Source organism: Vibrio sp. EJY3, assembly GCF_000241385.1.
In the GTDB taxonomy this organism is placed as follows: Bacteria; Pseudomonadota; Gammaproteobacteria; order Enterobacterales; family Vibrionaceae; genus Vibrio; species Vibrio natriegens.
The window spans coordinates 148,680-173,603 of record NC_016613.1 but is presented as its reverse complement, the minus strand read 5'-3'; the positions used below and the strand labels follow the sequence as shown (position 1 = coordinate 173,603).

Here is a 24,924-nt window from a genome sequence, read left to right as displayed (position 1 = left end):
GAGAATTCAACAACCTCCCGGGCCTATAATTTGTATCTATTCGATAGCCTCAAAGACGTTGCCCAAGAATACCTAACAGAGCCTCAGATTGAGGCTCTGCGTCAATCTTATGTGGTAGCGCGAGATGCCCATGAAGGGCAAACCCGTTCTAGCGGTGAACCATACATCATCCACCCTGTCGCTGTGTCTCGAATCCTGGCAGAAATGCGTCTGGATATCGAAACCCTCCAAGCAGCTCTATTGCATGACGTCATTGAAGATTGTGATGTCAGTAAAGAAGATCTCGAAGAGCAATTCGGTAATACTGTAGCTGAGCTGGTTGATGGTGTATCTAAACTGGACAAACTCAAATTCCGTGACAGGAAAGAGGCTCAGGCTGAGAACTTTCGTAAAATGGTTCTGGCTATGGTGCAAGACATCCGCGTAATTCTGATCAAACTGGCTGACCGAACGCACAACATGCGTACGCTTGGCGCACTTCGACCAGACAAAAAACGCCGTATCGCTCGTGAAACTCTAGAGATTTATGCGCCACTCGCCCACCGTCTTGGTATTCACAATATCAAAACCGAGCTGGAAGAGTTGGGCTTTGAAGCGCTTTACCCAAACCGTTATCGCGTTCTAAAAGAAGTCGTGAAAACGGCACGCGGTAATCGTAAAGAGATGATCCAACGTATCCACAGCGAGATCGAAGGCCGCCTGCAAGATGTCGGTCTGAGTTCACGCGTTGTTGGCCGTGAGAAGAATCTGTTCTCTATCTATAACAAGATGAAAACCAAAGAACAGCGCTTCCACACCATCATGGACATCTATGCATTCCGAGTGGTTGTTGATACTGCAGATACGTGTTATCGCGTTCTGGGCCAGGTGCACAGCTTATACAAGCCACGCCCAGGCCGCATGAAAGATTACATCGCGGTTCCAAAAGCCAACGGCTACCAATCGCTGCATACTTCGATGGTCGGCCCTCATGGTGTTCCGGTAGAAGTACAGATCCGTACTGAAGATATGGATCAAATGGCGGATAAAGGTGTTGCTGCGCATTGGTCTTACAAAGACAAAGGCGATACCTCTGGCACGACAGCGCAAGTGAAAGCTCAACGCTGGATGCAAAGCCTGCTTGAACTGCAACAAAGCGCGGGTAACTCGTTCGAATTCATTGAAAACGTAAAATCGGATCTGTTCCCAGACGAAATTTACGTCTTCACACCAAAAGGTCGTATCGTCGAATTGCCACTTGGCGCGACAGCGGTTGACTTCGCCTACGCGGTGCATACTGATGTCGGTAACTCTTGTGTTGGTGCCCGTGTTGATCGCAATCCTTACCCACTGAGTAAGGCACTGAAAAACGGTCAAACGGTCGAGATCATCAGCGCACCTGGTGCACGTCCAAACGCAGCATGGCTGAACTATGTCGTGACTTCACGTGCACGCACCAAGATTCGTCAGGTACTGAAAACCATGCGTCGCGAAGAGTCAATCACTCTCGGTCGCCGCTTGCTGAATCACGCACTTGGTCGCCACTCTATTGACTCCATTTACCCAGATAACGTCCAGGAAGTCCTGACTGACCTTCGTTTGGAAAGTACCGATGACTTGTTGGCTGCAATTGGTTTGGGTGAGTTAATGAGTATCGTCATTGCGCGTCGTCTGCTAGGTGATACCGAAGAGCTGACCACAACCAGTTCGATTCCTGGCGATTCGAAGAAGAAGCTGCCAATTCGTGGCGCGGAAGGTTTACTGCTGACGTTTGCAAACTGTTGTCACCCAATTCCGGATGATCACATTATTGCGCACGTATCACCGGGCCGGGGGTTGGTTGTTCACCGCGAAACCTGTCCAAACGTACGTGGTTACCAGAAAGAACCGGATCGCTACATGGCGGTTGCCTGGTCTGACGATTACGATAAAGAGTTCATCGCGGAACTTAAAGTCGATATGCTCAACCACCAAGGTGCGCTCGCTGAGTTAACCAACGTAATTTCGAAAACAGGCTCGAACATCCATGGCTTGTCAACGGAAGAACGTGATGGTCGCCTGTATACCGTCACCGTACTGCTGACCACCAAAGATCGTGTTCACCTTGCTGGCATCATGCGAAAAATCAAAGCGATGCCACACGCGACTCGAGTCCGACGCAGAAGAAGATAATAACAATCATCGCCACCTACTCCGCTAGGTGGCGATTTTTTATATCCCTATTTATTTACTATGAACCTAGAACGCTACCACCGTATCCACCAAGTCCTGAAAGCACGCCAGACCGACCTAACGTTATGCCTTGAAGAAGTTCACAAGCCGAATAACGTCTCAGCGGTTATCCGCACTGCCGATGCAACGGGCTTACACAAAGTCCACGCCATTTGGCCAAATAAAATGCGTACCCTGAGCCACACATCAGCAGGCGCACGCAACTGGGTAGAAGTGGACACTCACGATTCTATCGAAGACGCCGTGACCGAGTTAAAAGAGCAAGGCATGCAGGTACTGGTGACTAACCTATCGGAAACAGCTGTCGACTTTCGAGACATCGACTACACCAAACCAACCGCCATCATTTTAGGCAGTGAGAAAACAGGCGCTTCAGAACAAGCCAAACAGCTCGCTGATCAAGACATCATCATCCCGATGATTGGTATGGTGCAGTCTCTTAATGTTTCTGTCGCAAGTGCGGTGATTTTGTATGAAGCCCAGCGACAGCGTGAAGCCGCCGGTATGTACGAGCGTGAAGAAAGCGCTCTGCCGAAAGAGACGATTAACCGAATTCTGTTTGAGCGAGGTCACCCGGTTCTGGCTAAAGTTGCGAAACGTAAAGGTCTCGCTTATCCGCCACTCGACGATGAGGGTCAAATCATCGCCGATGAGGCGTGGTGGAAAGAGATGCAGCAGAAATAATAGCGAGACTAGGATCCTAGTTCCTGGTCGCTCCTCTTATTTTTTCCTGTACAAAAACACAGCTCCATGGTTAACATATTGCAATGTTAACCATTTTTTGAGCCTTCTATGTCTGCCCAACTGCTATCTGCTGTCCCATTAACTTCCCTTTCAGGGGTTGGCGCGAAAGTCGCAGAAAAACTAGCCAAAGTTGGCTTGCATTCGGTTCAGGATTTACTGTTTCACCTGCCACTTCGTTACGAAGATCGTACCCGTATTTATCCTATTGCTAAGCTCCATGCCGGTCTGTGGGCCGCAGTACAAGGCAAGGTGATGGCCGTGGATACCATTTTCGGTAAACGCAAAATGCTCACGGTAAAAATCAGTGATGGTAACGGCACTATTACGCTGCGTTTTTTCAATTTTACCGCGGCGATGAAGAACAACTTTTCTCAAGGTAAGTTAGTACACGCTTACGGGGAAATAAAACGTGGTGGAATGGGTTTGGAAATCGTCCACCCAGATTACAAGTTCTATATCAGCGAACAAAAGCCAGATGTAGAACAAAGACTGACGCCCGTTTATCCAACCACAGATGGCCTAAGACAAATCACCCTGCGTAACCTGACCGAACAGGCGTTAGCGCTACTTGATAAAGCCGCAGTGCAAGAGTTACTGCCTGCGGGCTTATACAATCACCAGATCACCATGTCTCAGGCGCTGCACACAATTCATCGACCGCCCCCAACGATCAACTTAGATGAGTTCGATGAAGGTAAGCATCCGGCACAAATCCGCCTGATCATGGAAGAACTGTTGGCTCAGAACCTCTCTATGTTGGCAGTGCGCAGTAAAGGACAGCAAGATATTGCCCTGCCACTTGCTCCTTGTGAAAAACTGAAGAACCAACTGCTGGCACAACTGCCGTTCTCACCAACCAACGCTCAGGCACGAGTGGTAAAAGAGATTGAAGCCGATCTGGAGAAGCCTCACCCGATGATGCGTCTTGTTCAGGGCGATGTAGGCTCAGGCAAAACATTAGTGGCAGCACTGGCCGCTGTTCGTGCGATTGAGCACGGTTATCAGGTCGCACTAATGGCACCCACTGAGCTGCTAGCCGAACAGCATGCCATCAACTTTGCCAACTGGTTTGAATCAATGGGAATCCAAGTGGGATGGCTGGCAGGTAAGTTAAAGGGTAAAGCCAAAGAAGCAGAGCTCGCACGCATTGCCAGCGGTGAAGCACAAATGGTAGTGGGTACTCACGCCTTGTTTCAGGAACATGTTGAATTCCATCATCTGGCGCTGGTTATTATTGATGAACAGCACCGCTTTGGCGTCCACCAGCGATTAGAGTTACGTGAGAAAGGAGCCAAGCAAGGCGCTTACCCACATCAGCTCATCATGACCGCAACCCCTATCCCACGTACCTTAGCGATGACTGCTTACGCCGATTTGGAAACCTCAGTAATTGACGAATTACCACCGGGCCGAACTCCGATTCAAACCGTCGCGATTCCCGATACAAAACGCGACGACATCGTAGAAAGAGTTCGCCATGCCTGTCTCAACGAAGGTAAGCAAGCCTACTGGGTGTGTACACTGATTGATGAGTCTGAGGTATTGGAGGCACAAGCAGCCGCTGATACGGCTGAAGAACTGCAACGCAAGTTGCCTGATGTAAAAATTGGCTTGGTTCATGGCCGGATGAAGCCAGCGGAAAAACAAGCGGTGATGCAGGATTTTAAAGACAACAAACTGCACCTACTTGTTGCTACTACAGTCATAGAAGTTGGCGTGGACGTACCAAACTCAAGCCTGATGATCATCGAAAACCCGGAGAGACTCGGTTTAGCTCAGCTCCACCAGCTAAGAGGTCGCGTCGGACGAGGCTCTGTCGCCAGTCATTGTGTTCTGCTCTATCATTCACCACTATCAAAAACCGCACAAAAGCGACTCGGCGTTCTGCGTGAAAGCAACGACGGCTTTGTCATTGCGCAGAAAGATTTGGAGATCCGTGGTCCTGGTGAGTTATTAGGTACCAAGCAAACCGGTCTGGCAGATTTTAAAATTGCGGACTTGGTTCGTGATCAGCGCTTAATACCCGAAGTTCAACGCATAGCTCGCCATATTCACGACAATTATCCTACTAATGCCACGGCGATTATCGATCGTTGGCTAGGCGAACGGGATATTTACTCCAAAGCTTAAGCTTAAAATAGTCCGAATAATTGATTATCAACGCCTCATGGCAATCGTTTGCTTTTTAAATAAATCACTCTATAATCGCGCACAAAATTAGGGTATTTACCCCAACCAATCTGAGTTGACACTGATTAACAGCAATCACAGATCAAAACGTCAGCTCCTCCCAGTACTCCCATTCAGCGAGCGCTGGGTAATATATATTGCGACAAGCGAGACAAACCATGACAACTTCAAACCGATCTTCGGAACTGGTGTATCAATTAAACGATCGCCCACCACTGCCACAAACGATTTTCGCCGCCATTCAGCACTTGTTAGCGATGTTCGTTGCGGTGATTACCCCTTCGTTGATCATTTGCCAATCCTTAGGCGTACCAGCCGATCAGACAAACACGATTATCAGCATGTCTCTATTTGCTTCTGGTGTGTCGTCATTTATTCAGATTCGTACCTTTGGCCCGATAGGCTCAGGCCTGTTATCCGTGCAAGGCACCAGCTTTAACTTTTTAGGCCCAATCATTGGTGCCGGCTTGTCATTGAAAGCGGGCGGTGCAGACATCAGCACAATGATGGCCGCCATTTTCGGCACGATTCTGGTCGCTTCCTTCGCGGAAATTCTGCTGTCTCGAGTGCTTGAGCACGCTCGCCGTATCATCACTCCGCTGGTTTCAGGTATTGTGGTAACTCTGATAGGTCTGACATTGATTCAAGTTGGATTAGTCTCGATGGGCGGTGGCTATGCAGCAATGGGTGACGGCACGTTCGGTAGCCTGGACAAGTTGGCACTGGCTGGCACTGTACTGGGTCTGATCGTTATTTTGAACCGCTCAAACAACCCGTACATTCGCGTTGCTTCGATTGTCATTGCGATGCTGGTTGGCTATATCATGGCCTACTTTATGGGTATGGTTGACACTTCACAGCTAAGCGAGACCAACCTGGTTGCGCTGCCAATCCCGATGCAATACGGCCTAGCGTTTGACTGGTCGTTGTTTATTCCTCTAGTACTGATTTTCTTTATTACTGCGCTAGAAGCCATCGGCGATATTACCGCAACTTCTGAAGTGTCCGGTGAGCCAGTAAAAGGTCCGGTTTACATGAAGCGCATCAAAGGTGGCGTGTTGGCTGACGGTTTAAACTCAGCGATCGCTGCAGTCTTTAACAGCTTCCCGAACTCTACTTTCAGCCAAAACAACGGCATTATCATGCTGACTGGTGTCGCAAGCCGTTACGTGGGTTACTTCATCTCCGCTATGCTGGTTTTACTTGGTTTATTCCCCGGTGTAGCGAGTTTTGTTCAGCTGATTCCTGAGCCTGTACTTGGCGGCGCAACCATCGTGATGTTTGGTACGATTGCCGCGGCAGGTGTGCGTATTATCTCTCGTGTTGATCTCGACCGTCGTGCGATTCTGATCATGGCGCTGTCATTCTCGATGGGCCTTGGTATTGCTCAGAAACCTGAAATTCTGCAATTCATGCCAGAGTTTATTAAGAGCATCTTCTCGACGGGTGTTGCTGCGGGCGGTATTACTGCAATCATCTTGAACCTGTTATTGCCAGAAAAACTGGAAGATGAAGAGTCTCAAACTGAAGAGATTAAAGAATCCTAAACTGATCAATAGGATAATAAAAAAGCCCAACTTAGGTTCTAAGCTGGGCTTTTATTTTGCTCGTCGATGATGCTTTAGCTGTTGGGTTACTTAGTCGGGAAGCTGATTTGGGCGATTAAGCCACCTTCACTACGATTACGCATCACAACCGAGCCTGAATGCTGGCTGACAATGCGCTTAACGATCGCCAGACCAAGTCCGGTACCTTCACTGCCTCGTGCCGTATCTCCACGCGTAAACGGTTCAAACAACTTACCGACCTGATCAGGTTCAATACCGGGGCCATTGTCTTCCACTGTGACCCAAACCAATTGGTTATCTGCGGTCATGCCCGTCGACACTTTGACCCAACCATTGCCATAGCGAACCGCATTGACCACTAAGTTAGTCACTGCGCGTTTTATCGCAATCGAATTACCCAGAGCGGGTTTGATGGACGCTTCAATTTTGGTCTCAATTTCCCGCTCATCACTGCCTTCTGAGCTCGCGACATCGCATACTATGTCGTTCAGAGACACCGCCTCAAACGTCTGGTTATTCACCGGTTTAAGGTAATCCATAAACTGGCTGATGATTTCATTACACTCTTCCGTATCGCTGATAATGCCTTCAGCGAGATAGCTTTCCTCTGGTGACATCATTTCTGTCGCGAGACGAATTCGGGTTAACGGTGTTCGTAAATCGTGGCTGATCCCCGCCATCAACAAGGCGCGGTCTTCTTCCAGCTCCTGAATACCTTTCGACATCTGATTAAAAGCACGGGTCACCGCGCGAATTTCTAACGCGCCTTTCTCTGGTATCGGTGGCGGTATCTCACCACGACCAACCCCCTTAGCTGCTTTTTCTAACGCCAGTAACGGCCGGTTTTGAAAACGAATAAAGAGCCAGCCACCAGCTATAATCAGCAATGCCATGATCAGGCTGTTACGAAATAGCGGCGCAAAATCCTCTTCTTGCAGCTCTGAAAGCGGGATACGGATAAGCGAGTTGGGCAGCTTGTCGATGTGCATCCACAAGATGTAACTCTCCTCGCCCAACATCAAACGTACTTCAGTCGGAGAATCCAGTTCTTGAGTCATTTCTTCCGACATCAATTCAATCGACATCGCATGATTAAACTCGTCCGCTCTTTCACTATCAATACTGTGAACCGTTACGCCCAGCCTTTCTAATAACTGACGCCTTATTGGTGCCTCATACTGAAGCTCTCCGTCGGCATCAAGCACCAGGTTGAGCTCATGAGCGAGAATTTTATTGAACTGCTGCAGGCTCGGCATCAACGCATAATTGAAAACGGCGTAATAAGAGAAGACTTGGCTAGCGAGAAGCAAAGAAATAAACAGCAGAATAGATTGAGTGAGAGAGCTTCGGATTCGCATGGACAGTTCCTGGTGATCCTAACAGAGTGTTGCTAAAAGAATGTGCCTAATCGCGATTTTCCGCCCTCATACAGGAGATGCAAGAGGACGGAATGTACAGACAAATATCGGAGTGCAGTTACGCGAATTATACTTCTTTGCCGTCTGGGACAAATACGTAGCCCAAGCCCCATACCGTCTGAATGTAACGTGGTTTGCTCGGATCATCTTCCAACATGCGACGAAGACGAGAAATTTGTACGTCAATAGAACGTTCCATTGCCGAATATTCACGGCCACGGGCCATATTCATCAGTTTGTCACGCGACATTGGCTCACGTGCATTGGTGACTAAGGCTTTTAGTACGGCAAACTCACCAGATGTTAACGGCATCGATTCTTCGCCACGGAACATTTCACGCGTTCCAAGGTTTAAACGGAACTCGCCAAACTCAACCACTTTTTCTTCCGTGCTTGGCGCGCCCGGCAGTTCGATGGTTTGACGGCGTAATACTGCTTTAATGCGAGCCAGCAACTCACGCGGGTTAAACGGTTTTGGCAGGTAATCGTCTGCCCCGACTTCTAAGCCAACAATACGATCAACTTCGTCCCCTTTTGCGGTAAGCATCAGGATAGGTAACATGTTGTTCGCGTTACGTAAGCGGCGACAGATAGATAAACCGTCTTCACCTGGCAACATCAAATCGAGCACCATTAAGTGAAAGTTTTCACGCGTCAGTAAGCGATCCATTTGTTCGCCATTGGCAACGCTACGAACCTGAAAACCTTGCTCAGAAAGGTAACGCTCCAATAGAGCACGTAAACGAGCATCGTCATCAACCACTAAAATTTTATGATTTTCCTGCATTGAAACATCCTTTCAGAAGCATGTATTGTCGAAAATGTATCACTGTTTTTTCAAACGTGCTTGTGCAAATTGTTACTCTTTTTATCTTAGCCGCTCTTTTGACACATTATTTCGAAGATACAGCGCTAATATTGAGCGAAGTGATTGCTCAGATTAGCAAAAATATCGCCTATCAAACGGAGGTTACTGGCTCAGTTCCCACTCTGTTTCGCTGCTGGCTTGCAACTTTTCCTTTTGAGTACTTTTTTCAATTTCTGCATGTAATTTCTGGCGTTGCTCCTCTCGAATACACTCACTTTGTACCGAAGCTAACGCACGTTCGAGGCCTTCAATATGCTGCTCTTTACCTTGCACTTTGGCGTATTCAAGCTGCTGCTCGACAGCAAACTCTTTTGCATCACACCCTTTTAGTTCTTCTTGGGAAAACGCAGAAAATGAACATCCTACGGTTAATACGGTGCCACTAATCACTGCTCTCATCATTTATGTGCTCCTATAAAAGCGCTCAATGCCTTTTCTTCTCAGGATAAAGAGGATGTCGGTTAAACATGGTCGGAACATTCACTCACCGACCAGTCACCCTAGCTAGGGTTTGTCGCATCTGGGCTGGATAGGTTGTACTCAATCGAGTTAATGAACCATTCTTTATCGCCATCGGGCGTCCTAACCGTAAACTCTTCATCGACTTGTTTTTTCAGCATCGCGCGTGCCATGGGTGAGTCGATAGAGATATAGCCTTTCGCATCGCCATAGATTTCTTCCGGCCCGACAATACGAAACTTCTTCACGTCACCCGCTTCATTTTCGATCTCGACCCAAGCTCCGAAGAAGACCTTGCCTTCTTGCTGAGGTGAGTAATCCACGATGGTCACTTCAGGTAAAAACTTTCTGAGAAAACGAACGCGACGATCGATTTGACGCAATAATCGTTTATTGAAGGTGTAATCTGCATTTTCAGAGCGATCGCCCAAACTGGCAGCCCAGGTGACTATCTTGGTGATCTCAGGTCGCTTTTCGTTCCAGAGGTAATCGTGCTCTTGTTTGAGTTTGTTATAGCCTTCACGCGTAATCAGCTTAGTTTTCAATTTTTCTCCTTGGGAGACGGGTGATTTTCGTTTGGTTTATGCCCCGGCTCTAATTCTGAGATTATACCAATCACAGTACGTAAAACACGGGGCGAAATTAGCGTTCAGCCTACAAATTGACTGAGTTTTTACTTTTTGACATCCGATTTTTTCGTCACGATGTAATTGGTATCACTCGACACCACCACACCATGCTTCAAAAAGTTTTTACCCAAAATCATACTGTACTTAAAACGTTCTCTGTCCTGAAGGTTGACCTCTATTTTCTTCTCCAGATCGCCCAGTTTCACGTGCATTTTAACCACCGGCCTGACGTTGGTTTTCTCGCCCTTCTTCGCAGTAATGTGCATCACATTGACCACTTCACGAGTCAGCTGTTTTTTCACGCCATAATCGTTTTCATAAGTGAAGCTCACCATGTCTTTGCCGTCTTTCTGAAATTGCTTAATATCAGTAGCGCTGATTGAGCTGACGTCAGCCCCCGTATCCAGTTTCACCGGGAACAACATGCCTTCCACTTCAGCCACTTCAATATGACCAGCCCGGAATAACGGTTTGGCATCCAAGAGGTGATCCGCTCGCGTATTCAGCAGCACACCACCTTTTGCCATATCATGGCCAAACACGAAAAACGGTTGAGTTTCTTCGTTCTCCAACACATCAATGGCAAATTCGATGGTTTTCTCTGTGTTCCCAAACACAAAATCCCCTTCAACCACAGGGCGCACCATATCGCCCACTCTTAGCTTTTTCACAACGGGTTTGGTGATTTTTTCCTCTTTGCCCTGTTCATTGGTTAAGTAATAGGTCGCAACTTCATCTTTGCCTTTTTCGCTCAGCTCAAAGCCATGCACGCGAAGAAGCGGTGTTTTGACGGTAAACGTTGGGTAGGCTGGTACGGAGTAGCCATCAATATTGAGAGTCTCCTCAGGAGAAATCACCAGAGGTTTGGCTTTCAGAGCACTCTTAAAGGTCTTTTCAACACCACCAAGCAGGTTTTCTTTATCGGTATCGACCACAAAGTGCTGGCTAACCACATCATTGCCTAAACGAAGCTGTGAGCTAAAATTGCTGCGATCACGCAAATACACCAACCAGTGCTGAGTTTCACTTTCCGACACTTTCACGGGTAAATACACCAGTGGTCGCTCACCCTTGGTAGTTTTAAGCATACGAATCAGCGGCAGTGTCATCGGATGTCGCTTACCGTTTTCGCCCTCCAAGGTGAAGGACACTTGCTTGGCCTTCTTATCTACTTTGATGTCCAGAGCATGCGCGTTGGTATAGCGACTGCTGGTCGAAATACTCACCTTGTAAGGAACGCCTTCAACAGAAACAAGCTCTTGCTTACCAATCATTTTGGCCTTGGGCTGCTGCTGCAGGTAGTCATATCCGGCAAACACCCACGCGTTATCTTTCAGATAGGTTTTTCCAATCAGAATTGGTGCAGAAAACTGCTTACGTGCGGTTAAGTTCACAACGGTATCAACGGTATGACCCGCTATCGTCATCGGCATTTTTACGTTTGGACGCAATATCGGTTTTGTACTGGTACGGCTGCGAATCGCACTGATACGTTCCAGATCATCGGTGACGGTGATCTGTTTGCCCGTGTAAGGGTGCTGAATGGTAAAGCTCACTTTGACTTGATACGGCTCGAAAGTCCCATCATCCCACTTGGCTTTGGTTCCACCCAGATCATCGATGATCGCCCAAAGTAACTCGTTATCTTTCAGGTTAGAGAACTCTGGGTTCGAGCTGGTGACGTGAATATTCTCGGCATGCATCGAGGTGGTATCGGCACCCGTATCAATCTTACCCATAAACGGCACGTCACTTAGCTCTGGAATCTCGCTGTAATAGACATTTTCAACCCGGCCTAACACCAGTTTGTCATCAAGTTGGTAAATTGGATCTTGAGTGGTTGCGGAAAGAGATTGCGCCCAGCTAAATGGCGCAACAAGTAAGGCACTGGTAAGCGCCAAAGCCAAAGACATTTTTTTCATCATGATTATCCCTATGAGCTAAGGTATGTACTTTAGTTGATAATCGAGGATATAAGTTCTCAATTTAATTAAAGTTTTGACACAAACCTGACTGATGTCCACCAGCGCCCGGTAAATTTTTGCACTGCTCGCGGAAAACATTGCAAATTCATCGAATGACCCCAATGTTTATACCTAACGAAACTCAACTGAATAAAAAGAGAATACACGGATGAGCCAAGCTATCTGTCGCATGATTGCTCAAGAGCTGAATGTTCGCCCAGAGCAAGTCAACGCTGCTGTCACCCTGATTGATGACGGTAACACCGTTCCTTTTATCGCACGTTACCGTAAAGAGGTGACGGGTGGCCTTGATGACACCCAACTGCGTACGCTGGACAGTCGCCTGTCTTACCTTCGTGAACTGGACGACCGTCGTCAAACCATTCTGAAGTCTATTCAGGATCAAGGTAAGCTGACGCCTGAACTGGAAACAGAAATCACTCAGGCAGACAGTAAAACTCGTCTGGAAGATCTTTACCTGCCTTACAAACCAAAGCGTCGTACTAAAGGCCAAATCGCAATTGAAGCAGGTTTAGAGCCACTCGCTGACGCCCTGTGGAATCATCCGCAAACTGAACCAGAAAGCGAAGCAAGTAAGTACCTTGACGCAGACAAAGGTATCGCGGATACCAAAGCGGCACTGGATGGCGCGCGTGCCATCATCATGGAGCGCATCGCCGAAGACGCCAACTTACTAGAAAAGATTCGTACGCATCTGAACCGTAATGCAGAGCTCGTTGCCCGTGTTGTCGAAGGCAAAGAGAACGAAGGTGAGAAATTTAAAGATTACTTCAGCCACAATGAGCCACTCAGCAAAGTGCCATCTCACCGTGCCCTTGCGATGCTCCGTGGCCGTAACGAGGGTTTCCTTACGTTGGCAATGAATGCCGACCCAGAACAGGAAGAGGGCGTTCGTCAGGCTTACTGTGAAACCATTATTGCAGACCATTATGGCGTGACACTTAGCAATGCACCCGCAGATACGTGGCGTAAACAGGTAATCAGCTGGGCATGGCGCATCAAAGTGTCAATGCACATGGAAACCGAGCTGATGGGAGTGATGAAAGAGCGCGCAGAAATCGAAGCGATTGATGTGTTCGCCACCAACCTGAAAGATTTGTTAATGGCGGCTCCAGCTGGCCCTCGTGCCACGCTGGGCCTCGATCCGGGTCTGCGTACTGGTTCAAAAATCGCAGTAGTCGACTCCACAGGTAAAGTACTGACGACCGAGACCATCTACCCTCACCCGCCGCAAAAACAATACGATAAATCGGCTCAGATTGTGGACCAACTGGTACGCAAGTTTAACGTTGACTTGATCGCTATTGGTAACGGTACGGCTTCTCGCGAGACTGACAGTTTTGTCGCTGACGTCATTAAGCGCGGCAACCTGAAAGTACAAAAAATCATGGTCAGTGAAGCCGGAGCTTCGGTTTACTCAGCATCAGAGCTGGCAGCGAAAGAGTTCCCGAATATGGACGTTTCGCTGCGTGGCGCTGTTTCTATCGCACGTCGTTTGCAAGATCCTCTGGCGGAGCTGGTAAAAATCGATCCTAAATCGATCGGTGTGGGTCAATACCAGCATGATGTCAGCCAATCGATGCTGGCAAAACGTCTTGATGCAGTGGTAGAAGACTGTGTTAACGCCGTGGGTGTGGACGTTAACACTGCATCTGCCGCACTGCTGACTCGAGTGGCTGGCCTTTCCAGTACCATCGCGCAAAACATCGTTGATTTCCGTGATGAAAACGGCCGCTTTGATGCGCGTACGACTCTGAAAAAAGTGCCTCGCTTAGGGCCAAAAGCCTTTGAACAGTGTGCCGGTTTCCTGCGTATCATGGATGGAAAAAACCCGCTGGATGCCTCTTCGGTTCACCCAGAAGCCTACCCAGTGGTCAAAAGTATCGCAGCGAAAAACAGCAAAGACGTTAAAGCACTTATCGGCGATACCACTTTCCTGAAAAGCTTGCATGCTGTGGATTACACTGACGACAACTTTGGTGTTCCAACGGTGACAGATATCATCAAAGAACTGGATAAGCCGGGCCGTGACCCTCGCCCTGAGTTTAAAACCGCGACCTTTGCTGATGGTGTTAACACCGTGGCAGACTTGGAACCCGGCATGATTCTGGAAGGTGTGGTATCGAACGTCGCAAACTTTGGTGCATTCGTTGATATCGGTGTCCATCAAGACGGATTGGTACACATCTCAGCACTGACGGATCGCTTTGTCTCTGACCCGCGTGAAGTGGTAAAAGCAGGTGACATCGTCAAAGTAAAAGTGATGGAAGTCGATATTCAGCGTAAACGTATTGCTCTGTCGATGCGTCTTAACGATGAGCCGGGCCAGGACAATCGCAGCCAGCGTTCTGATGCGCCACGTCGTAATGATCAGCAACGTCGTCAACCACGTCGTGATAATTCCTCATCAAATAATGCATTAGGAAATAACGCAATGGGTGGCGCTTTTGCCGCGGCTTTTGCCAAGGCGAAAAAGTAAATTACGTTAAAAACAAAAAAGAAAACGCTCCAGTCAGGTAGCTCTGACTGGAGCGTTTTTATTTGAGTAGAGTGTTGAGTTATTACAATACTGCTATCACGTCTGACGGCGTATGGGGCGCGACCGAATGACCATAATGAAACTTGATCACTTTCCTGCGCCTTTCCATCAATCCTTGATAGATCGCAGCATCCAGAATGCGCTTGGGTAAGCGAAAGCGTATCGTATAGCCTTTACCCTGTTCTTCACTGTACGACTTGAGTGCGAGTAATCCGAAAAGCCGTTCTAACGTATCGGCTGGGTCTTCAGAGTAACGAGCGTCAACTTCAGGCTCCCTTTCATAACTGGGATGCTCAGAAGGATCCCAAGCAGGCTGGCGTCGCCGCTTGTCCTCTCCTTTTACTTTGCGCTCAGCGCTGGTTTTAACCAATGCTGTCGTTGGCGTCACAGGCTCCCGGACTTTGTTATCACGAGCCGCTTGCTCCGTTTGCACATTCACGGACGGGGCGATCAATGGCACACTTACGTTGGTCGGTGACACAATCATTGCGAACCCTCCTCGGAGTCGCCACTCATCTATGCCGCTAGCAAATACAGCCTAGCTCAAACCTTTATCGACCACTTTTTAAACAACTTGAGTTTTTTGCCCCATGAACCGTTAGCGGACAGCAAATTCTCGAACTTGCGCACAAAACGCGTCATGTTCAGTCATAAATGGCGCATGGGAGGACTGGCTAAAGATGCCATGCTCAGTGTGTGGCAGCTGCTCATTGAGATCGCTGGCGACCTTAATCGGTACCAGTCCGTCTAGTCGTCCATACAAACGTAACATCGGCATGGTCAGAGAGGTAAGCGCATCGCGCAGATCAACGTCCGCTAAGATATTTAAACCCACCAGCAGTGAGTCTGGATTCGGCTGAGGGCGAGAGAGCACTGCTTGCTTAAGCAGTTTTACGTCTTTACGCGCTGATGGGCTGCCCATTGCTTGCAGCGCCATAAAACGCTCGATTGTGAGTGAAAAATCTTCCAGCAACTGCTCTGTAAAAGCACTCAAAACCTTAGGCTGAATGCCACGCCATGTTTTCTCTGCCGCAAATTTAGGAGAGCTCGCCACAGTGATGAGTTTACTCACACGCTCTGGTGCGTTAAGCGCAATATGAGTCGCCACCAAACCGCCTAATGACCAGCCCAGCCAAACCGCTTTTTCTGGCGCGTCTTTTAGCACCATCTGAGCAATCTGAGCTAAATCTTCGCCGTGATGTTCAGCGCTGTGGCCGTATCCTGGAAGGTCAACCACATGCACCCGAAAACTGGACTGAAGCGACTCTATTGTTTGTTGCCAAACCGCACCATTCATTCCCCAGCCATGCAGCAACACCAGATCTGGTCCCTGACCAAACGACTGCCAGTGTAAATTCGTGCTCATGCTCTCAATCTCTCCCACTTAACTTATTCCTTACGCTTACATCCCGGCGTTAGTCTGTGCAAAACCTCTACCTGAATAAGTTGTATGTTATCTCATCACTGGCAAAACATCATGTATCGCGTGCTCGGTAGCCAATGTGGTCTGTGCAGGCTGCCACTGAAAATAACACAGCCGCCTAACGCTCTTCGTTGGTGTAGCCATTGTTTTCAGTATCTTAATCCGATTAGAAGGTGCCAACATTGCGGTTTGGTTATGCAGGAAACAGAAAGGAGCGACACGGTGTGTGGCGAGTGCTTGGCCGAACCACCGCCCTGGCAGCGACTCATCACTCTCGGTGACTATGCGTTTCCTCTGTCACGCGAGGTTCAGCGCTTTAAAGATCATGGCGAGAGTTGGCACGTAGAAGAATTAACGCGATTGCTCGCGGCGCGCATTTCTTCTCCAGCGACACTGATTACCAGCGTTCCACTGCACTGGCGACGCTATTTATCGCGTGGGTTCAATCAAAGTGATGTACTTGCCAGACACTTGGCAGCCCATCTGCATCGCCATTTTGACCCTAAAGTATTTCGTCGTATCCAATACGCAGACTCTCAGAGAGGCCATACTAAAACCCAACGAGAGCAAAACTTGCAAGGTGCGTTTATCCTCAATAAAAAGCCGATGTATAAACACGTGGCGATTGTCGATGATGTCGTCACAACGGGCAGTACGGTACGACAATTATGCCAATTACTACTTGAAGTTGGTGTAGAAAGCATCGATATTTACTGCATCTGCAGAACACCTGCTCCTACTTCGCTCTAGACCGATTCACTATGCCTTATCAGCAAAAAAGCTAGACCCATACGTCAACAAGAGTAGAATAGCAGCAGTAACCTACAAATTTACTCGGGTATTGTCGTGTCAAATATTACTATTACAGAAACTGCGCAAACGCATTTCGCTAATCTTCTCGGTCAACAGCCAGAAGGGACTAACATTCGTATTTTCGTTGTAAACCCAGGTACACAAAACGCTGAATGTGGTGTGTCTTACTGCCCACCTGAAGCGGTGGAAGGAACTGACACAGTGCTCCCATACAGCGGCTTTTCAGCATACGTTGATGAGTTGAGCCTGCCATTCCTTGAAGACGCTGAAATCGACTTCGTTACAGACAAAATGGGTTCTCAACTAACGCTAAAAGCGCCAAACGCTAAAATGCGTAAAGTGTCGGATGATGCACCGCTTGTTGAGCGTGTTGAATACGCTATCCAAACTCAGGTGAACCCACAGCTTGCTGGCCACGGCGGTCACGTAAGTCTGGTTGAAATCACTGATGAAGGTGTTGCTATCGTTGCATTTGGTGGCGGCTGTAACGGCTGTTCAATGGTCGACGTAACACTAAAAGAAGGCATCGAAAAAGAGTTACTAAACCAGTTCTCTGGTGAACTAACTGCGGTTCGCGATGCTACAGAACACGATCGTGGTGACCACTCTTACTACTAAGGTAAGTACTGTCATTGAAAATGGGAGACTCAGGTCTCCCGTTTTTGTATCTAGCATTCGCCAGAGCGATAAATTCCAGCTAGCAACTCAGGCAGACTTTTCATATATTAAGAATCTTACGCACCTCGTAAAAACCCAACGACACCAAGGAGCCAGCGCTATGTCGAAAAGGACCCCACCAGAGATTCTCTCTTGCCAGACGGTCGCAAAGTCTAAGCTGTTTGCAGTGGAAGCCCTCGACCTTCGCTTTTCTAATGGCGAACATCGCACTTACGAGCGTATGAAACCTAGTGGCCGAGATGCCGTTATGGTTGTTCCTATTACCGAACAGGGCGATCTCCTGTTGGTACGCGAGTACGCGGCTGGTACAGAACGATATGAGTTGGGTTTTCCCAAAGGTCTAATTGATGCGGGAGAAACGCCACATGAGGCGGCAGACCGCGAGCTGAAAGAAGAAATCGGTTTTGGCTGTAATCAATTAACCGCTTTAAAACAAGTTATCCTCGCACCCTCTTACTTTTCGAGCAAAATGACCCTGTTTTTAGGTCAGGCGTTGTATCCGGAAAAACAAGAAGGAGACGAACCTGAGCCATTAGAAATTGTGCGCTGGCCACTGGCACAGGCTGAAGAGCTCATCACGCACATGGATTTCTGTGAAGCACGCAGCATCACCGCATTGATGTTAGCACTGAAACATTTACGCAATACCACTCGCAACAGTAACCAATAACAACAACAGAGCCAAATCATCGTTGTGAGTAAGGACAATCACCTATGCCAATGACAAAAGATCTATCTCACCTGCTCCCTCAAGTTATTGAGATCGCCCGCAGCGCCGGGCAATTGATCCTCGATATCTATCAAAAAAAGCAATACGAAGAATACACCAAAAGTGATGAAACTCCGGTGACCAGCGCTGATATCGCTGCACACAAGTTCATCATTGAACGCCTGAGCGAACTGACTCCGGATATTCCTGTATTGTCTGAAGAAGACGCAGACATCAGCCTGTCAAAACGTGCTCAATGGCAACGCTATTGGCTGGTAGACCCTCTCGATGGTACTCAAGAATTCATTGCACGCAGTGGCGACTTCGCGACGATTATCGCCTTAGTCGACAATAACAAGCCGACGCTCGGTGTTGTTTATGGTCCGGTATCCGGTGTCACTTATTATGCCTACAGCGGGAAAGGGGCATGGAAAATTCCCGACATGTCGGAGAGCGTGAGAATCCACACTCATAAACATGAGCATCCCGGTCAAAATATTGCGATTGCCATCAGCCGTCGTCAGGACATCAACCGCATCACCAACCGCATGAGCAGCGCCTGGAATTATGAACTGATCCCACTTGGCTCTGCTGCGTTAAAAGCGTGTTTAGTTGCTGAAGGTGCGGTGGACTGTTACCTGCGCTTAGGACCAACTGGCGAATGGGACACGGCCGCAACTCAATGCATTGTTGAAGAGGCTGGAGGTCGTATCCTGAGCACTCAATTGGAACCTCTGTCTTACAATGAGCGCGAAACGTTGGAAAACCCTAACTTCATCGTATTAGGTGATGAATTATTACCTTGGAATGATATTCTTCAGCGAAAAGATTAACTTTCTCTCCTCCAGCAGAGCGAACTTCTATAAGGCCACGAATCTAATTCGTGGCCTTTCTTTTTATTGCTGTACAGCGATTAGGGCATTTGGCCTACTATGATCCAAAAGCTATACAAGCTGCACAAAAACTCATAGATAACTTTAAAATCAACCAGTTATTCCATTTTGTTTGGGTTAGGCATTTTCTCGTACAGCAATTTGAGGGTTTGGCCTACCATGATCTAAAAACAAAAAGAGCTGCACATTGGCAGCTCTTTTCTTTGTCTGTTTTAGGCTTTTATTTAAAAGCGCCCTTTGTAATCAAACTCATATTGACCTTGTGCGTTTGGCTTACCGAGCCATTGCAGCTGATCTCCCATCGCAGAAGGGAATTCAGCGCCCGGTTTAAACCATGCTGTCGTCGAGTAACGCTGATTCGGCATTAACTCCGCTGAAAACGCCGCAGAGACTTGCGGGCTATTTTGTTCACCGGATGCGGTCAGCACGCTGTCTTTACAGTTCAAATTGGCGACGACCGGACCGAGATCTAAGCGCCCTAATGGACTTTGTATGCCACTCGCACTCCAAACCAGAGTGCCATCCCCTTCACTACACCAAGGAGAAGCATACGTTGCATGGTGGATATTGAGCTCCAACTGTCCATCGACACCAACCGGAACTGGCAAGCGCGCCTGCTCAACGACTTTTATCGCCGGAACAGAGGCGACTAAGTCTTTTGCGTAGGCATCACCAAACAAACCATAGCCCACTAGGCCACGTCCTCGCACATCCATATCGCTGCCACGACCAAAGCGCACGGCAAATTCTGCTTTACCAGTAAACAAAGCAGACCATTGGAAATCCCAGTTAACTTCACCTAGGTTTTGTCGTTGCCAACGAACATTAGACGCCTGACCTTGCCATATGGTGCCCTGAACGCCCTGAATATCGAGCCCACTTACCTTTGGACTTTGTTTAACAACCCAGGAAACCGGCAGGCCCATTAATAAACTCACAGAAAAGCAGACAATAAAGATGCCTGCATAAAGTACAACTCGCTTCAATTTATCCTCGCTTAAACTGCAGGCGATTCACCTCGATCATGCCCGCCTGTTCGGTTCGATCAATATCTAAGAACTCCACCTCGATACCTTGCTGCTCTTTCAAATAGCGTAACCAATCTACCAACTGGTTAAAGGCTAAAGGTTTGATCCACACCTGAACACTCTCGTTGCGGGGTTGTACGCGGATCAGCTCAACCTTATAACGGCGAGCTGAAGAAGACACCAACTGATTAAGAGGCTGATTCGAGTAGGTTACACCACCGCTCTTACGCAGTGCCGTGATGTCGTCTGCTTTGTCTTGCACCCAGGCAAGAAGCTGTCTTTCACTCTGTATTCTTGACTGTGCCAAATCTGCTCGCTGGCTCATCGGTTGTAATATGCCCCAGTAAACGAGACCGACAATTACGAGAACCCCACAACCCATCATCATACGCTGTTCACGTTGTGAGATGCCGCTCCACCAAGTTTGAACTTGAGAGATTAAATTCTTCATCATCACCTCACAAACGTTTCAATACAAAACTGCCCATCACAACTTTGTCGTTGCGATTAAGCTGGCCTTGCTCGACATTAAACTTTTCAGCAAGTTTTACTCGAGCTTGTTCGAAAGGCTGAAAGTCAGAGCTGCGAGCGTGAATTCTTACTTCTCCACGCTGACCATCATATTTGAAGCTGGTAATTTCCAAATCCTCAACCTGACTCAGCGCAGAAGGAAGCGCGGCCAGCCAAACCAACATCGCTTCGTCACCAGAACCACCAGACAAGCGACGCTCTTCATCGGTCATTTGGCGTTTAAGGTAACTGACGGTCGGAATGCGATTTTTACCCGGGAAAACCTGGCGGAAAATGCGTTCACTTTCTTCGCGGTACGTCTGAGCCTGAGCTTCATACTTATGTACCATTAGCAACTGTTGGGCGACCAAGACCACGAGCAAAACACCCGCAGCGATAGCGGTTTTTTGCCAAATTTTCCAGTATTTACCCCAAGACGATTTCGGCTTAAATGCTCCGGTGAGTAAGTTGGTTTTGCTTTCAGCCACACCTTTGGCTAACAACGCCATTGTCATTTCTTCTGGCTGAGGTACCCATACTTCACTGACGGCAGACTCCGGAACCGAGCTGTAACAGTCGAGTTTCCAACCTTCATGGTTTTGTAGATAAGATGAGAGATAAAGGTCTAACCATGAAACATCCACCACCGCGCCTTCGGTTTGTGAGTGACGAATCAGCCACTGATCACCCATAAGTGCTGCGCTGCTGTTCTCATTCACTGGTAATGCCAAAACATCTGGCAAAACACGTTTAATTGTCATTCCCTGGCTCAAGAAGCGCTGCAATACGGTTTCCAGCCACAGTCGCTCAACCGCACACACGTGCGCTTTCCCAGATTGCTTGCTCAATACGGTGAAGTGAAGACTGTCGACATCTTGTGCCACTTCGTCTTCCACCAAGTACGGCAGCATGGTGTCGAACTGACGTTCTGCCCCTGCGGGGATATCCACTTGAGTGAGCACGACATCGTTACTTGCCAGTAAAGCAAACACCGGACGCTGGTTAGCGTAAGACACTAACTCATCCAAATGTTCCCACCCGGCGATTTCGCCGCTGGCAATCACTTCCTGCTGCTCTGTCGACCACACCACCCAAGGAATGGTACTTTGTTGTTCGCTACTCAGCCGAACGGTCAGAAACTCGCTCACTGATCCCTCCAAAACGACGGCGTACTACCGTCACTGTGTCTCTGTTTGTACTTTGCAAAAGGCTGCGGATACGCACGCGTGAATCATCCACCAGCACTTGTGCATCTAATTCGAAGAAAGCGCTATCGACGCCTAAATAAGCTTTGGCTTCCTTCGTGATATTTTCATTTAAGCCAGCTAATTCTGACTCGGCTAAAAACGCTTCAATATTGTCCCAGCCATCGAATGGGCGCTTTTCTATCAGCTGTACCGCATCACTGTTGCTCAAACCGGGTGAGAACATCGCGACTAAAATTGGCGCTTGTTCAGCTTCGATAGTGTTCACATTCAGACGCCAGTCATCGCTTGGTAAAGCGCAGACTAACGGCGCTATTTTTTGATAGAAGTCGCCACTCACCTGATAGACTGAACGTAACTCCGTTTTGTCTGCCATCCAGCTGTTCGGCGGCAAATAAGCCGGGCTCATCGCTTCATAAGTACTGTCTTCGACCCCAGTCGTCGAACGAACCACAGAGTCGCTGTCTACGTACTCCCAAGTCGAGTCTGCAATCACTTCAGCTTGATAAGGATCCACTTCCGACTCTTCCAGTAAGCGTTGCAGGACCTGCACCAAGTAAGGTCTGACCGTTTGCTGACTGGTTGACTGTACACGGCTCAACACGTTGAGGTTAAAGCACGCTTGTTTATCTACAATCCGTCCGGTCGCCTGACCGTAATCAAGTGGATAAACCTGATCTTTTATCGCCCACGGCTGGCTCAGGTTAATGGTGTCAGTATCCTCATAGCTTTGTTCAATACCCACTTTTGCCAGAGCTTCGACGCCTAAACTATACCAATAAGCCTGTTGGAAATTGATTTGGTTACCACCACGTTGAAACTGAGCAAATAGACGCTCAGACATGCTTGCTGCTACCGTCGTCATTATCGCCAGCAACATCAGGACAATGAGTAGAGCGACACCACGCTGACTTTTAGCCATTGTCACTCCCCTCTGACTCACCCAGTTTGCCATCTGGCGTAAGATAAGTACGCGTGATTTTGCCATAGTCCTTCAGCGTCAGAACCACCGATACGGCTTTAGGCAATGAGTCACTGCTGTCCCAATCACTTTTCCACTGATTACCATCATAAAAGCGAATGTCGAATGCTTCGACTTGCGTCAGCAGAGGCGTCACAATCCCTTCCTGTCCAACAGGTGTATCCGGATAGCGCCACCAGATGCGCTGCAGCGTCTCGCCCTTAATTCGATAACCCACTTTCGTTACCTCACCGCGAGGAAACTGCTGTTGCGGATTGTGCCAACCCAAGCGAACAAACATCACGCCTTTGGCATCCGAGTCCAATAAGTAGTCTGACCAAAAGATGAGCTGGCTCGCCACCTCCTCTCCATCGGTACGAGTGCGACGCAAGGCCATCTGACGAAAGTCATTGTCCATCATTACCATCGTGCGCTGCAGCTCATTCAAACGCGCCGTGCGTTCCTGAGAAAGCAGGTTGCTGCGCTGTATCTGCGACACCACCTGATAGGCTGCAACACTTAAGCTGGCAAAGATCGCAATCGACACCAACACTTCGATAAGTGTAAAACCTTTTTGCTTGTGGTGCTTAGCCACGTTGTGCCCTCTACTGCGCCACATAGCTTCGTACCGTTACAACTGGGCTTGCGTCTTTTGCTGTCGCGACGCTTACATCAAATGCTTTCAGCAATGGCTGCGTGGTAGCCACTGGCGAAACTTTCCAGTACCACGTGCGTCCAGCGAGATCCTCAGTGCCATTTTTCGCTTTGAGTTCACCGGTGTCTAACATCACATTGGCCATTTGATTATCCACAACCATTGCTGCAAACATTTTTTCTTCTAAGTAGCTGACCGTATTAATGTGTTGGCTTACTGAGCGAATCACGCTAATGGCCGCTGTCGCAAAAATCGCCAGAGCAACCAGCACTTCCAACAAGGTCATGCCTCTGGTTTGGCGACCCGTTAAGCTCAGGTGAGTTCGCTTAAAATTGCGCATTCTCATCCTCTTCTGCTTCTTCACCCGGTGCTAATAACAAAATCTGACCGGACTCTTTACCTACCACACGCCAGCCATCATTCAATGCGTCGCCATTTTTAGGAAAGAAAGACAACGTAAACGGCGTCAATTCAGCACTGGAAAACACAAACACTTGTGGCGGCTTGCTCTTTACCTTTTTCTCCTGCTCGGCAAACATATCTTCATCAAACAGGGAACCGGGTTCAAACAAGCGATCATCGTCATCCCAGGCACCACCGCCTAAGTCCAGTTGCAACGTGATGTCTTCATCCAGCGTGGTTTCACTTGGTATCTGTCGCATGTCTAATGGTTGCCAGCCCTCTTCGCCAAGGCTCAGTAATGCGTAGGTCGATTTTACGTCGTCAACTCGAACACCAAAATCTTTGCCGCTCAATACTGCCTCTTCATTGAGTAGTAGTAAGCGCTGAAAAAAGCTTTGGGCGTATTGTTTTGAAAGGTCTTTCTGACTGGTAGGCAATGTCGTAACTACCGCTAAAGCGGTCAGAGATAATAAAACCAGCACCAATAGAATTTCTATTAATGTAAACGCTTGATGTTTTCGCATTTGCTTCCTTGGCGCTGGTTTAACGATCACGGTTATTGGAAATCTTGCATATTCCAGTTGCCGATATCTGCAGCTGGACCTTCACCACCTTCTTGACCATCCGCACCCAAGGTAAAGATATCAATCGTGCCATTGTCACCAGGGCTCAGGTATTGGTATTCATAACCCCAAGGGTCATTAGGAAGACGCTTAATGTAGCCACCATCACGGTAGTTACGTGGCTCAGGGTTTGACGGTTTGTTTACCAATGCATCCAAACCTTGATCGGTCGTTGGATAAACGTTGTTATCTAATTTGTACATATCCAAAGCATTTTCTAACGCCACAATATCTGTGATCGCTTTTTGTTGGTCTGCCTTTTCTTTGTTACCAAGTAGGTTTGGTACAACAAAACTTGCCAAAATACCTAAAATTACAACCACCACCATTACTTCTAACAGTGTGAAGCCACGTTGTTTACTGCGCTTAAAGTTCATTTTTTTCTCCGAAAGTTAGATTAAAGGAACACCCTT

General features: G+C 48.2%; 24 protein-coding genes. 9 read left to right on the top strand and 15 right to left on the bottom strand.

Translation table 11 applies throughout. From position 1 onward, the window contains the following. Positions 1 to 30: 30 nt before the first annotated feature. From spoT to VEJY3_RS00770, 4 genes are all read left to right on the top strand, one after another. Positions 31 to 2,151: a bifunctional GTP diphosphokinase/guanosine-3',5'-bis pyrophosphate 3'-pyrophosphohydrolase gene (gene spoT, locus VEJY3_RS00785; protein WP_014230559.1), complete on the top strand. Its 2,121-nt coding sequence runs from the start codon at positions 31 to 33 to the stop codon at positions 2,149 to 2,151. A gap of 60 nt (positions 2,152 to 2,211) precedes the next feature. After that, entirely contained in the window at positions 2,212 to 2,895 is a 684-nt protein-coding gene (gene trmH, locus VEJY3_RS00780; protein WP_014230558.1) for a tRNA (guanosine(18)-2'-O)-methyltransferase TrmH, read from the top strand. A gap of 108 nt (positions 2,896 to 3,003) precedes the next feature. Continuing rightward, the gene (recG, locus tag VEJY3_RS00775; RefSeq protein ID WP_014230557.1) at positions 3,004 to 5,085 is read left to right on the top strand and encodes an ATP-dependent DNA helicase RecG; all 2,082 of its coding nucleotides are present in this window, start codon (positions 3,004 to 3,006) and stop codon (positions 5,083 to 5,085) included. Positions 5,086 to 5,303: 218 nt separating this feature from the next. Continuing rightward, positions 5,304 to 6,692 (top strand): uracil-xanthine permease family protein, encoded by a 1,389-nt coding sequence (locus VEJY3_RS00770; RefSeq protein ID WP_014230556.1) that lies wholly within the window; start codon positions 5,304 to 5,306, stop codon positions 6,690 to 6,692. An 86-nt stretch (positions 6,693 to 6,778) separates the two neighbouring features. On the opposite strand, the gene envZ is transcribed toward VEJY3_RS00770, so the two are convergent. The 5 genes from envZ to VEJY3_RS00745 form a co-directional block, all read right to left on the bottom strand. Continuing rightward, positions 6,779 to 8,071: a two-component system sensor histidine kinase EnvZ gene (envZ, locus tag VEJY3_RS00765; protein ID WP_014230555.1), complete on the bottom strand. Its 1,293-nt coding sequence runs from the start codon at positions 8,069 to 8,071 to the stop codon at positions 6,779 to 6,781. A gap of 127 nt (positions 8,072 to 8,198) precedes the next feature. After that, entirely contained in the window at positions 8,199 to 8,918 is a 720-nt protein-coding gene (gene ompR / locus VEJY3_RS00760; protein ID WP_014230554.1) for a two-component system response regulator OmpR, read from the bottom strand. Between the two features lie 183 nt (positions 8,919 to 9,101). After that, a complete protein-coding gene (locus tag VEJY3_RS00755; protein WP_014230553.1) occupies positions 9,102 to 9,401 on the bottom strand; it encodes a DUF1090 family protein in 300 nt (99 codons plus the stop codon). Between the two features lie 98 nt (positions 9,402 to 9,499). After that, entirely contained in the window at positions 9,500 to 10,003 is a 504-nt protein-coding gene (greB, locus tag VEJY3_RS00750; RefSeq protein WP_014230552.1) for a transcription elongation factor GreB, read from the bottom strand. A 128-nt stretch (positions 10,004 to 10,131) separates the two neighbouring features. Beyond that, positions 10,132 to 12,012 (bottom strand): RimK/LysX family protein, encoded by a 1,881-nt coding sequence (locus VEJY3_RS00745; protein ID WP_086027102.1) that lies wholly within the window; start codon positions 12,010 to 12,012, stop codon positions 10,132 to 10,134. A gap of 208 nt (positions 12,013 to 12,220) precedes the next feature. On the opposite strand from VEJY3_RS00745, the gene VEJY3_RS00740 reads away from it, so the two are divergent. Then, positions 12,221 to 14,551: a Tex family protein gene (locus VEJY3_RS00740; RefSeq protein WP_014230550.1), complete on the top strand. Its 2,331-nt coding sequence runs from the start codon at positions 12,221 to 12,223 to the stop codon at positions 14,549 to 14,551. Positions 14,552 to 14,633: 82 nt separating this feature from the next. On the opposite strand, the gene VEJY3_RS00735 is transcribed toward VEJY3_RS00740, so the two are convergent. Then, the gene (locus tag VEJY3_RS00735; protein ID WP_014230549.1) at positions 14,634 to 15,098 is read right to left on the bottom strand and encodes a hypothetical protein; all 465 of its coding nucleotides are present in this window, start codon (positions 15,096 to 15,098) and stop codon (positions 14,634 to 14,636) included. Between the two features lie 111 nt (positions 15,099 to 15,209). Next, positions 15,210 to 15,977: a pimeloyl-ACP methyl ester esterase BioH gene (gene bioH, locus VEJY3_RS00730; RefSeq protein ID WP_014230548.1), complete on the bottom strand. Its 768-nt coding sequence runs from the start codon at positions 15,975 to 15,977 to the stop codon at positions 15,210 to 15,212. An 84-nt stretch (positions 15,978 to 16,061) separates the two neighbouring features. Here bioH and VEJY3_RS00725 point away from each other — a divergent pair, with 84 nt between their 5' ends. From VEJY3_RS00725 to cysQ, 4 genes are all read left to right on the top strand, one after another. Next, on the top strand, positions 16,062 to 16,784 hold the full coding sequence (locus VEJY3_RS00725) for an amidophosphoribosyltransferase (protein WP_041170186.1): 723 nt from the start codon (positions 16,062 to 16,064) through the stop codon (positions 16,782 to 16,784). A gap of 96 nt (positions 16,785 to 16,880) precedes the next feature. Further along, the gene (gene nfuA, locus VEJY3_RS00720) at positions 16,881 to 17,465 is read left to right on the top strand and encodes a Fe-S biogenesis protein NfuA (protein ID WP_014230546.1); all 585 of its coding nucleotides are present in this window, start codon (positions 16,881 to 16,883) and stop codon (positions 17,463 to 17,465) included. Between the two features lie 160 nt (positions 17,466 to 17,625). After that, the gene (nudE, locus tag VEJY3_RS00715) at positions 17,626 to 18,195 is read left to right on the top strand and encodes an ADP compounds hydrolase NudE (protein WP_014230545.1); all 570 of its coding nucleotides are present in this window, start codon (positions 17,626 to 17,628) and stop codon (positions 18,193 to 18,195) included. A gap of 44 nt (positions 18,196 to 18,239) precedes the next feature. After that, positions 18,240 to 19,067 (top strand): 3'(2'),5'-bisphosphate nucleotidase CysQ, encoded by an 828-nt coding sequence (cysQ, locus tag VEJY3_RS00710; RefSeq protein WP_014230544.1) that lies wholly within the window; start codon positions 18,240 to 18,242, stop codon positions 19,065 to 19,067. Positions 19,068 to 19,351: 284 nt separating this feature from the next. Here the strand turns inward: cysQ and VEJY3_RS00705 are convergent, their stop codons facing one another. The 8 genes from VEJY3_RS00705 to gspG are packed head-to-tail and all read right to left on the bottom strand — an operon-like array spanning position 19,352 to position 24,888. After that, positions 19,352 to 20,113, bottom strand: coding sequence for a type II secretion system protein N (locus tag VEJY3_RS00705; RefSeq protein ID WP_041170185.1), 762 nt, complete (start codon positions 20,111 to 20,113; stop codon positions 19,352 to 19,354). A gap of 1 nt (position 20,114) precedes the next feature. Further along, entirely contained in the window at positions 20,115 to 20,606 is a 492-nt protein-coding gene (locus tag VEJY3_RS00700; RefSeq protein WP_041170184.1) for a type II secretion system protein M, read from the bottom strand. 7 nt (positions 20,607 to 20,613) lie between these two features. Then, positions 20,614 to 21,813: a type II secretion system protein GspL gene (gspL, locus tag VEJY3_RS00695; RefSeq protein WP_014230541.1), complete on the bottom strand. Its 1,200-nt coding sequence runs from the start codon at positions 21,811 to 21,813 to the stop codon at positions 20,614 to 20,616. Continuing rightward, positions 21,782 to 22,792 carry a type II secretion system minor pseudopilin GspK gene (gspK, locus tag VEJY3_RS00690; RefSeq protein ID WP_014230540.1) on the bottom strand — a complete coding sequence of 337 codons (1,011 nt, stop codon included), beginning with the start codon at positions 22,790 to 22,792 and terminating at the stop codon, positions 21,782 to 21,784. The genes gspL and gspK overlap by 32 nt, the downstream gene beginning before the upstream one ends. Continuing rightward, entirely contained in the window at positions 22,785 to 23,450 is a 666-nt protein-coding gene (gspJ, locus tag VEJY3_RS00685; protein WP_041170183.1) for a type II secretion system minor pseudopilin GspJ, read from the bottom strand. Before gspJ ends, gspK begins: the two co-directional genes overlap by 8 nt. After that, complete coding sequence (gspI, locus tag VEJY3_RS00680) at positions 23,437 to 23,826, bottom strand: type II secretion system minor pseudopilin GspI (protein WP_014230538.1); 390 nt, start codon at positions 23,824 to 23,826, stop codon at positions 23,437 to 23,439. Before gspI ends, gspJ begins: the two co-directional genes overlap by 14 nt. Beyond that, the gene (locus VEJY3_RS00675) at positions 23,813 to 24,412 is read right to left on the bottom strand and encodes a prepilin-type N-terminal cleavage/methylation domain-containing protein (protein ID WP_014230537.1); all 600 of its coding nucleotides are present in this window, start codon (positions 24,410 to 24,412) and stop codon (positions 23,813 to 23,815) included. The genes gspI and VEJY3_RS00675 overlap by 14 nt, the downstream gene beginning before the upstream one ends. Before the next feature lie 32 nt (positions 24,413 to 24,444). After that, the gene (gene gspG / locus VEJY3_RS00670) at positions 24,445 to 24,888 is read right to left on the bottom strand and encodes a type II secretion system major pseudopilin GspG (protein ID WP_014230536.1); all 444 of its coding nucleotides are present in this window, start codon (positions 24,886 to 24,888) and stop codon (positions 24,445 to 24,447) included. Between the last annotated feature and the right edge of the window lie 36 nt (positions 24,889 to 24,924).

Excerpts from the sequence above, each read along its gene's own strand:
- trmH (WP_014230558.1), top strand. The coding sequence starts at position 2,212 with ATGAACCTAGAACGCTACCACCGTATCCACCAAGTCCTGAAAGCACGC.
- recG (WP_014230557.1), top strand. The coding sequence starts at position 3,004 with ATGTCTGCCCAACTGCTATCTGCTGTCCCATTAACTTCCCTTTCAGGG.
- VEJY3_RS00770 (WP_014230556.1), top strand. The coding sequence starts at position 5,304 with ATGACAACTTCAAACCGATCTTCGGAACTGGTGTATCAATTAAACGAT.
- envZ (WP_014230555.1), bottom strand. The coding sequence starts at position 8,071 with ATGCGAATCCGAAGCTCTCTCACTCAATCTATTCTGCTGTTTATTTCT.
- ompR (WP_014230554.1), bottom strand. The coding sequence starts at position 8,918 with ATGCAGGAAAATCATAAAATTTTAGTGGTTGATGACGATGCTCGTTTA.
- VEJY3_RS00755 (WP_014230553.1), bottom strand. The coding sequence starts at position 9,401 with ATGATGAGAGCAGTGATTAGTGGCACCGTATTAACCGTAGGATGTTCA.
- VEJY3_RS00745 (WP_086027102.1), bottom strand. The coding sequence starts at position 12,012 with ATGATGAAAAAAATGTCTTTGGCTTTGGCGCTTACCAGTGCCTTACTT.
- VEJY3_RS00740 (WP_014230550.1), top strand. The coding sequence starts at position 12,221 with ATGAGCCAAGCTATCTGTCGCATGATTGCTCAAGAGCTGAATGTTCGC.
- VEJY3_RS00735 (WP_014230549.1), bottom strand. The coding sequence starts at position 15,098 with ATGATTGTGTCACCGACCAACGTAAGTGTGCCATTGATCGCCCCGTCC.
- bioH (WP_014230548.1), bottom strand. The coding sequence starts at position 15,977 with ATGAGCACGAATTTACACTGGCAGTCGTTTGGTCAGGGACCAGATCTG.
- VEJY3_RS00725 (WP_041170186.1), top strand. The coding sequence starts at position 16,062 with ATGTTATCTCATCACTGGCAAAACATCATGTATCGCGTGCTCGGTAGC.
- nudE (WP_014230545.1), top strand. The coding sequence starts at position 17,626 with ATGTCGAAAAGGACCCCACCAGAGATTCTCTCTTGCCAGACGGTCGCA.
- cysQ (WP_014230544.1), top strand. The coding sequence starts at position 18,240 with ATGCCAATGACAAAAGATCTATCTCACCTGCTCCCTCAAGTTATTGAG.
- VEJY3_RS00700 (WP_041170184.1), bottom strand. The coding sequence starts at position 20,606 with ATGAAGAATTTAATCTCTCAAGTTCAAACTTGGTGGAGCGGCATCTCA.
- gspK (WP_014230540.1), bottom strand. The coding sequence starts at position 22,792 with ATGGCTAAAAGTCAGCGTGGTGTCGCTCTACTCATTGTCCTGATGTTG.
- gspJ (WP_041170183.1), bottom strand. The coding sequence starts at position 23,450 with ATGTGGCGCAGTAGAGGGCACAACGTGGCTAAGCACCACAAGCAAAAA.
- gspI (WP_014230538.1), bottom strand. The coding sequence starts at position 23,826 with ATGCGCAATTTTAAGCGAACTCACCTGAGCTTAACGGGTCGCCAAACC.
- VEJY3_RS00675 (WP_014230537.1), bottom strand. The coding sequence starts at position 24,412 with ATGCGAAAACATCAAGCGTTTACATTAATAGAAATTCTATTGGTGCTG.
- gspG (WP_014230536.1), bottom strand. The coding sequence starts at position 24,888 with ATGAACTTTAAGCGCAGTAAACAACGTGGCTTCACACTGTTAGAAGTA.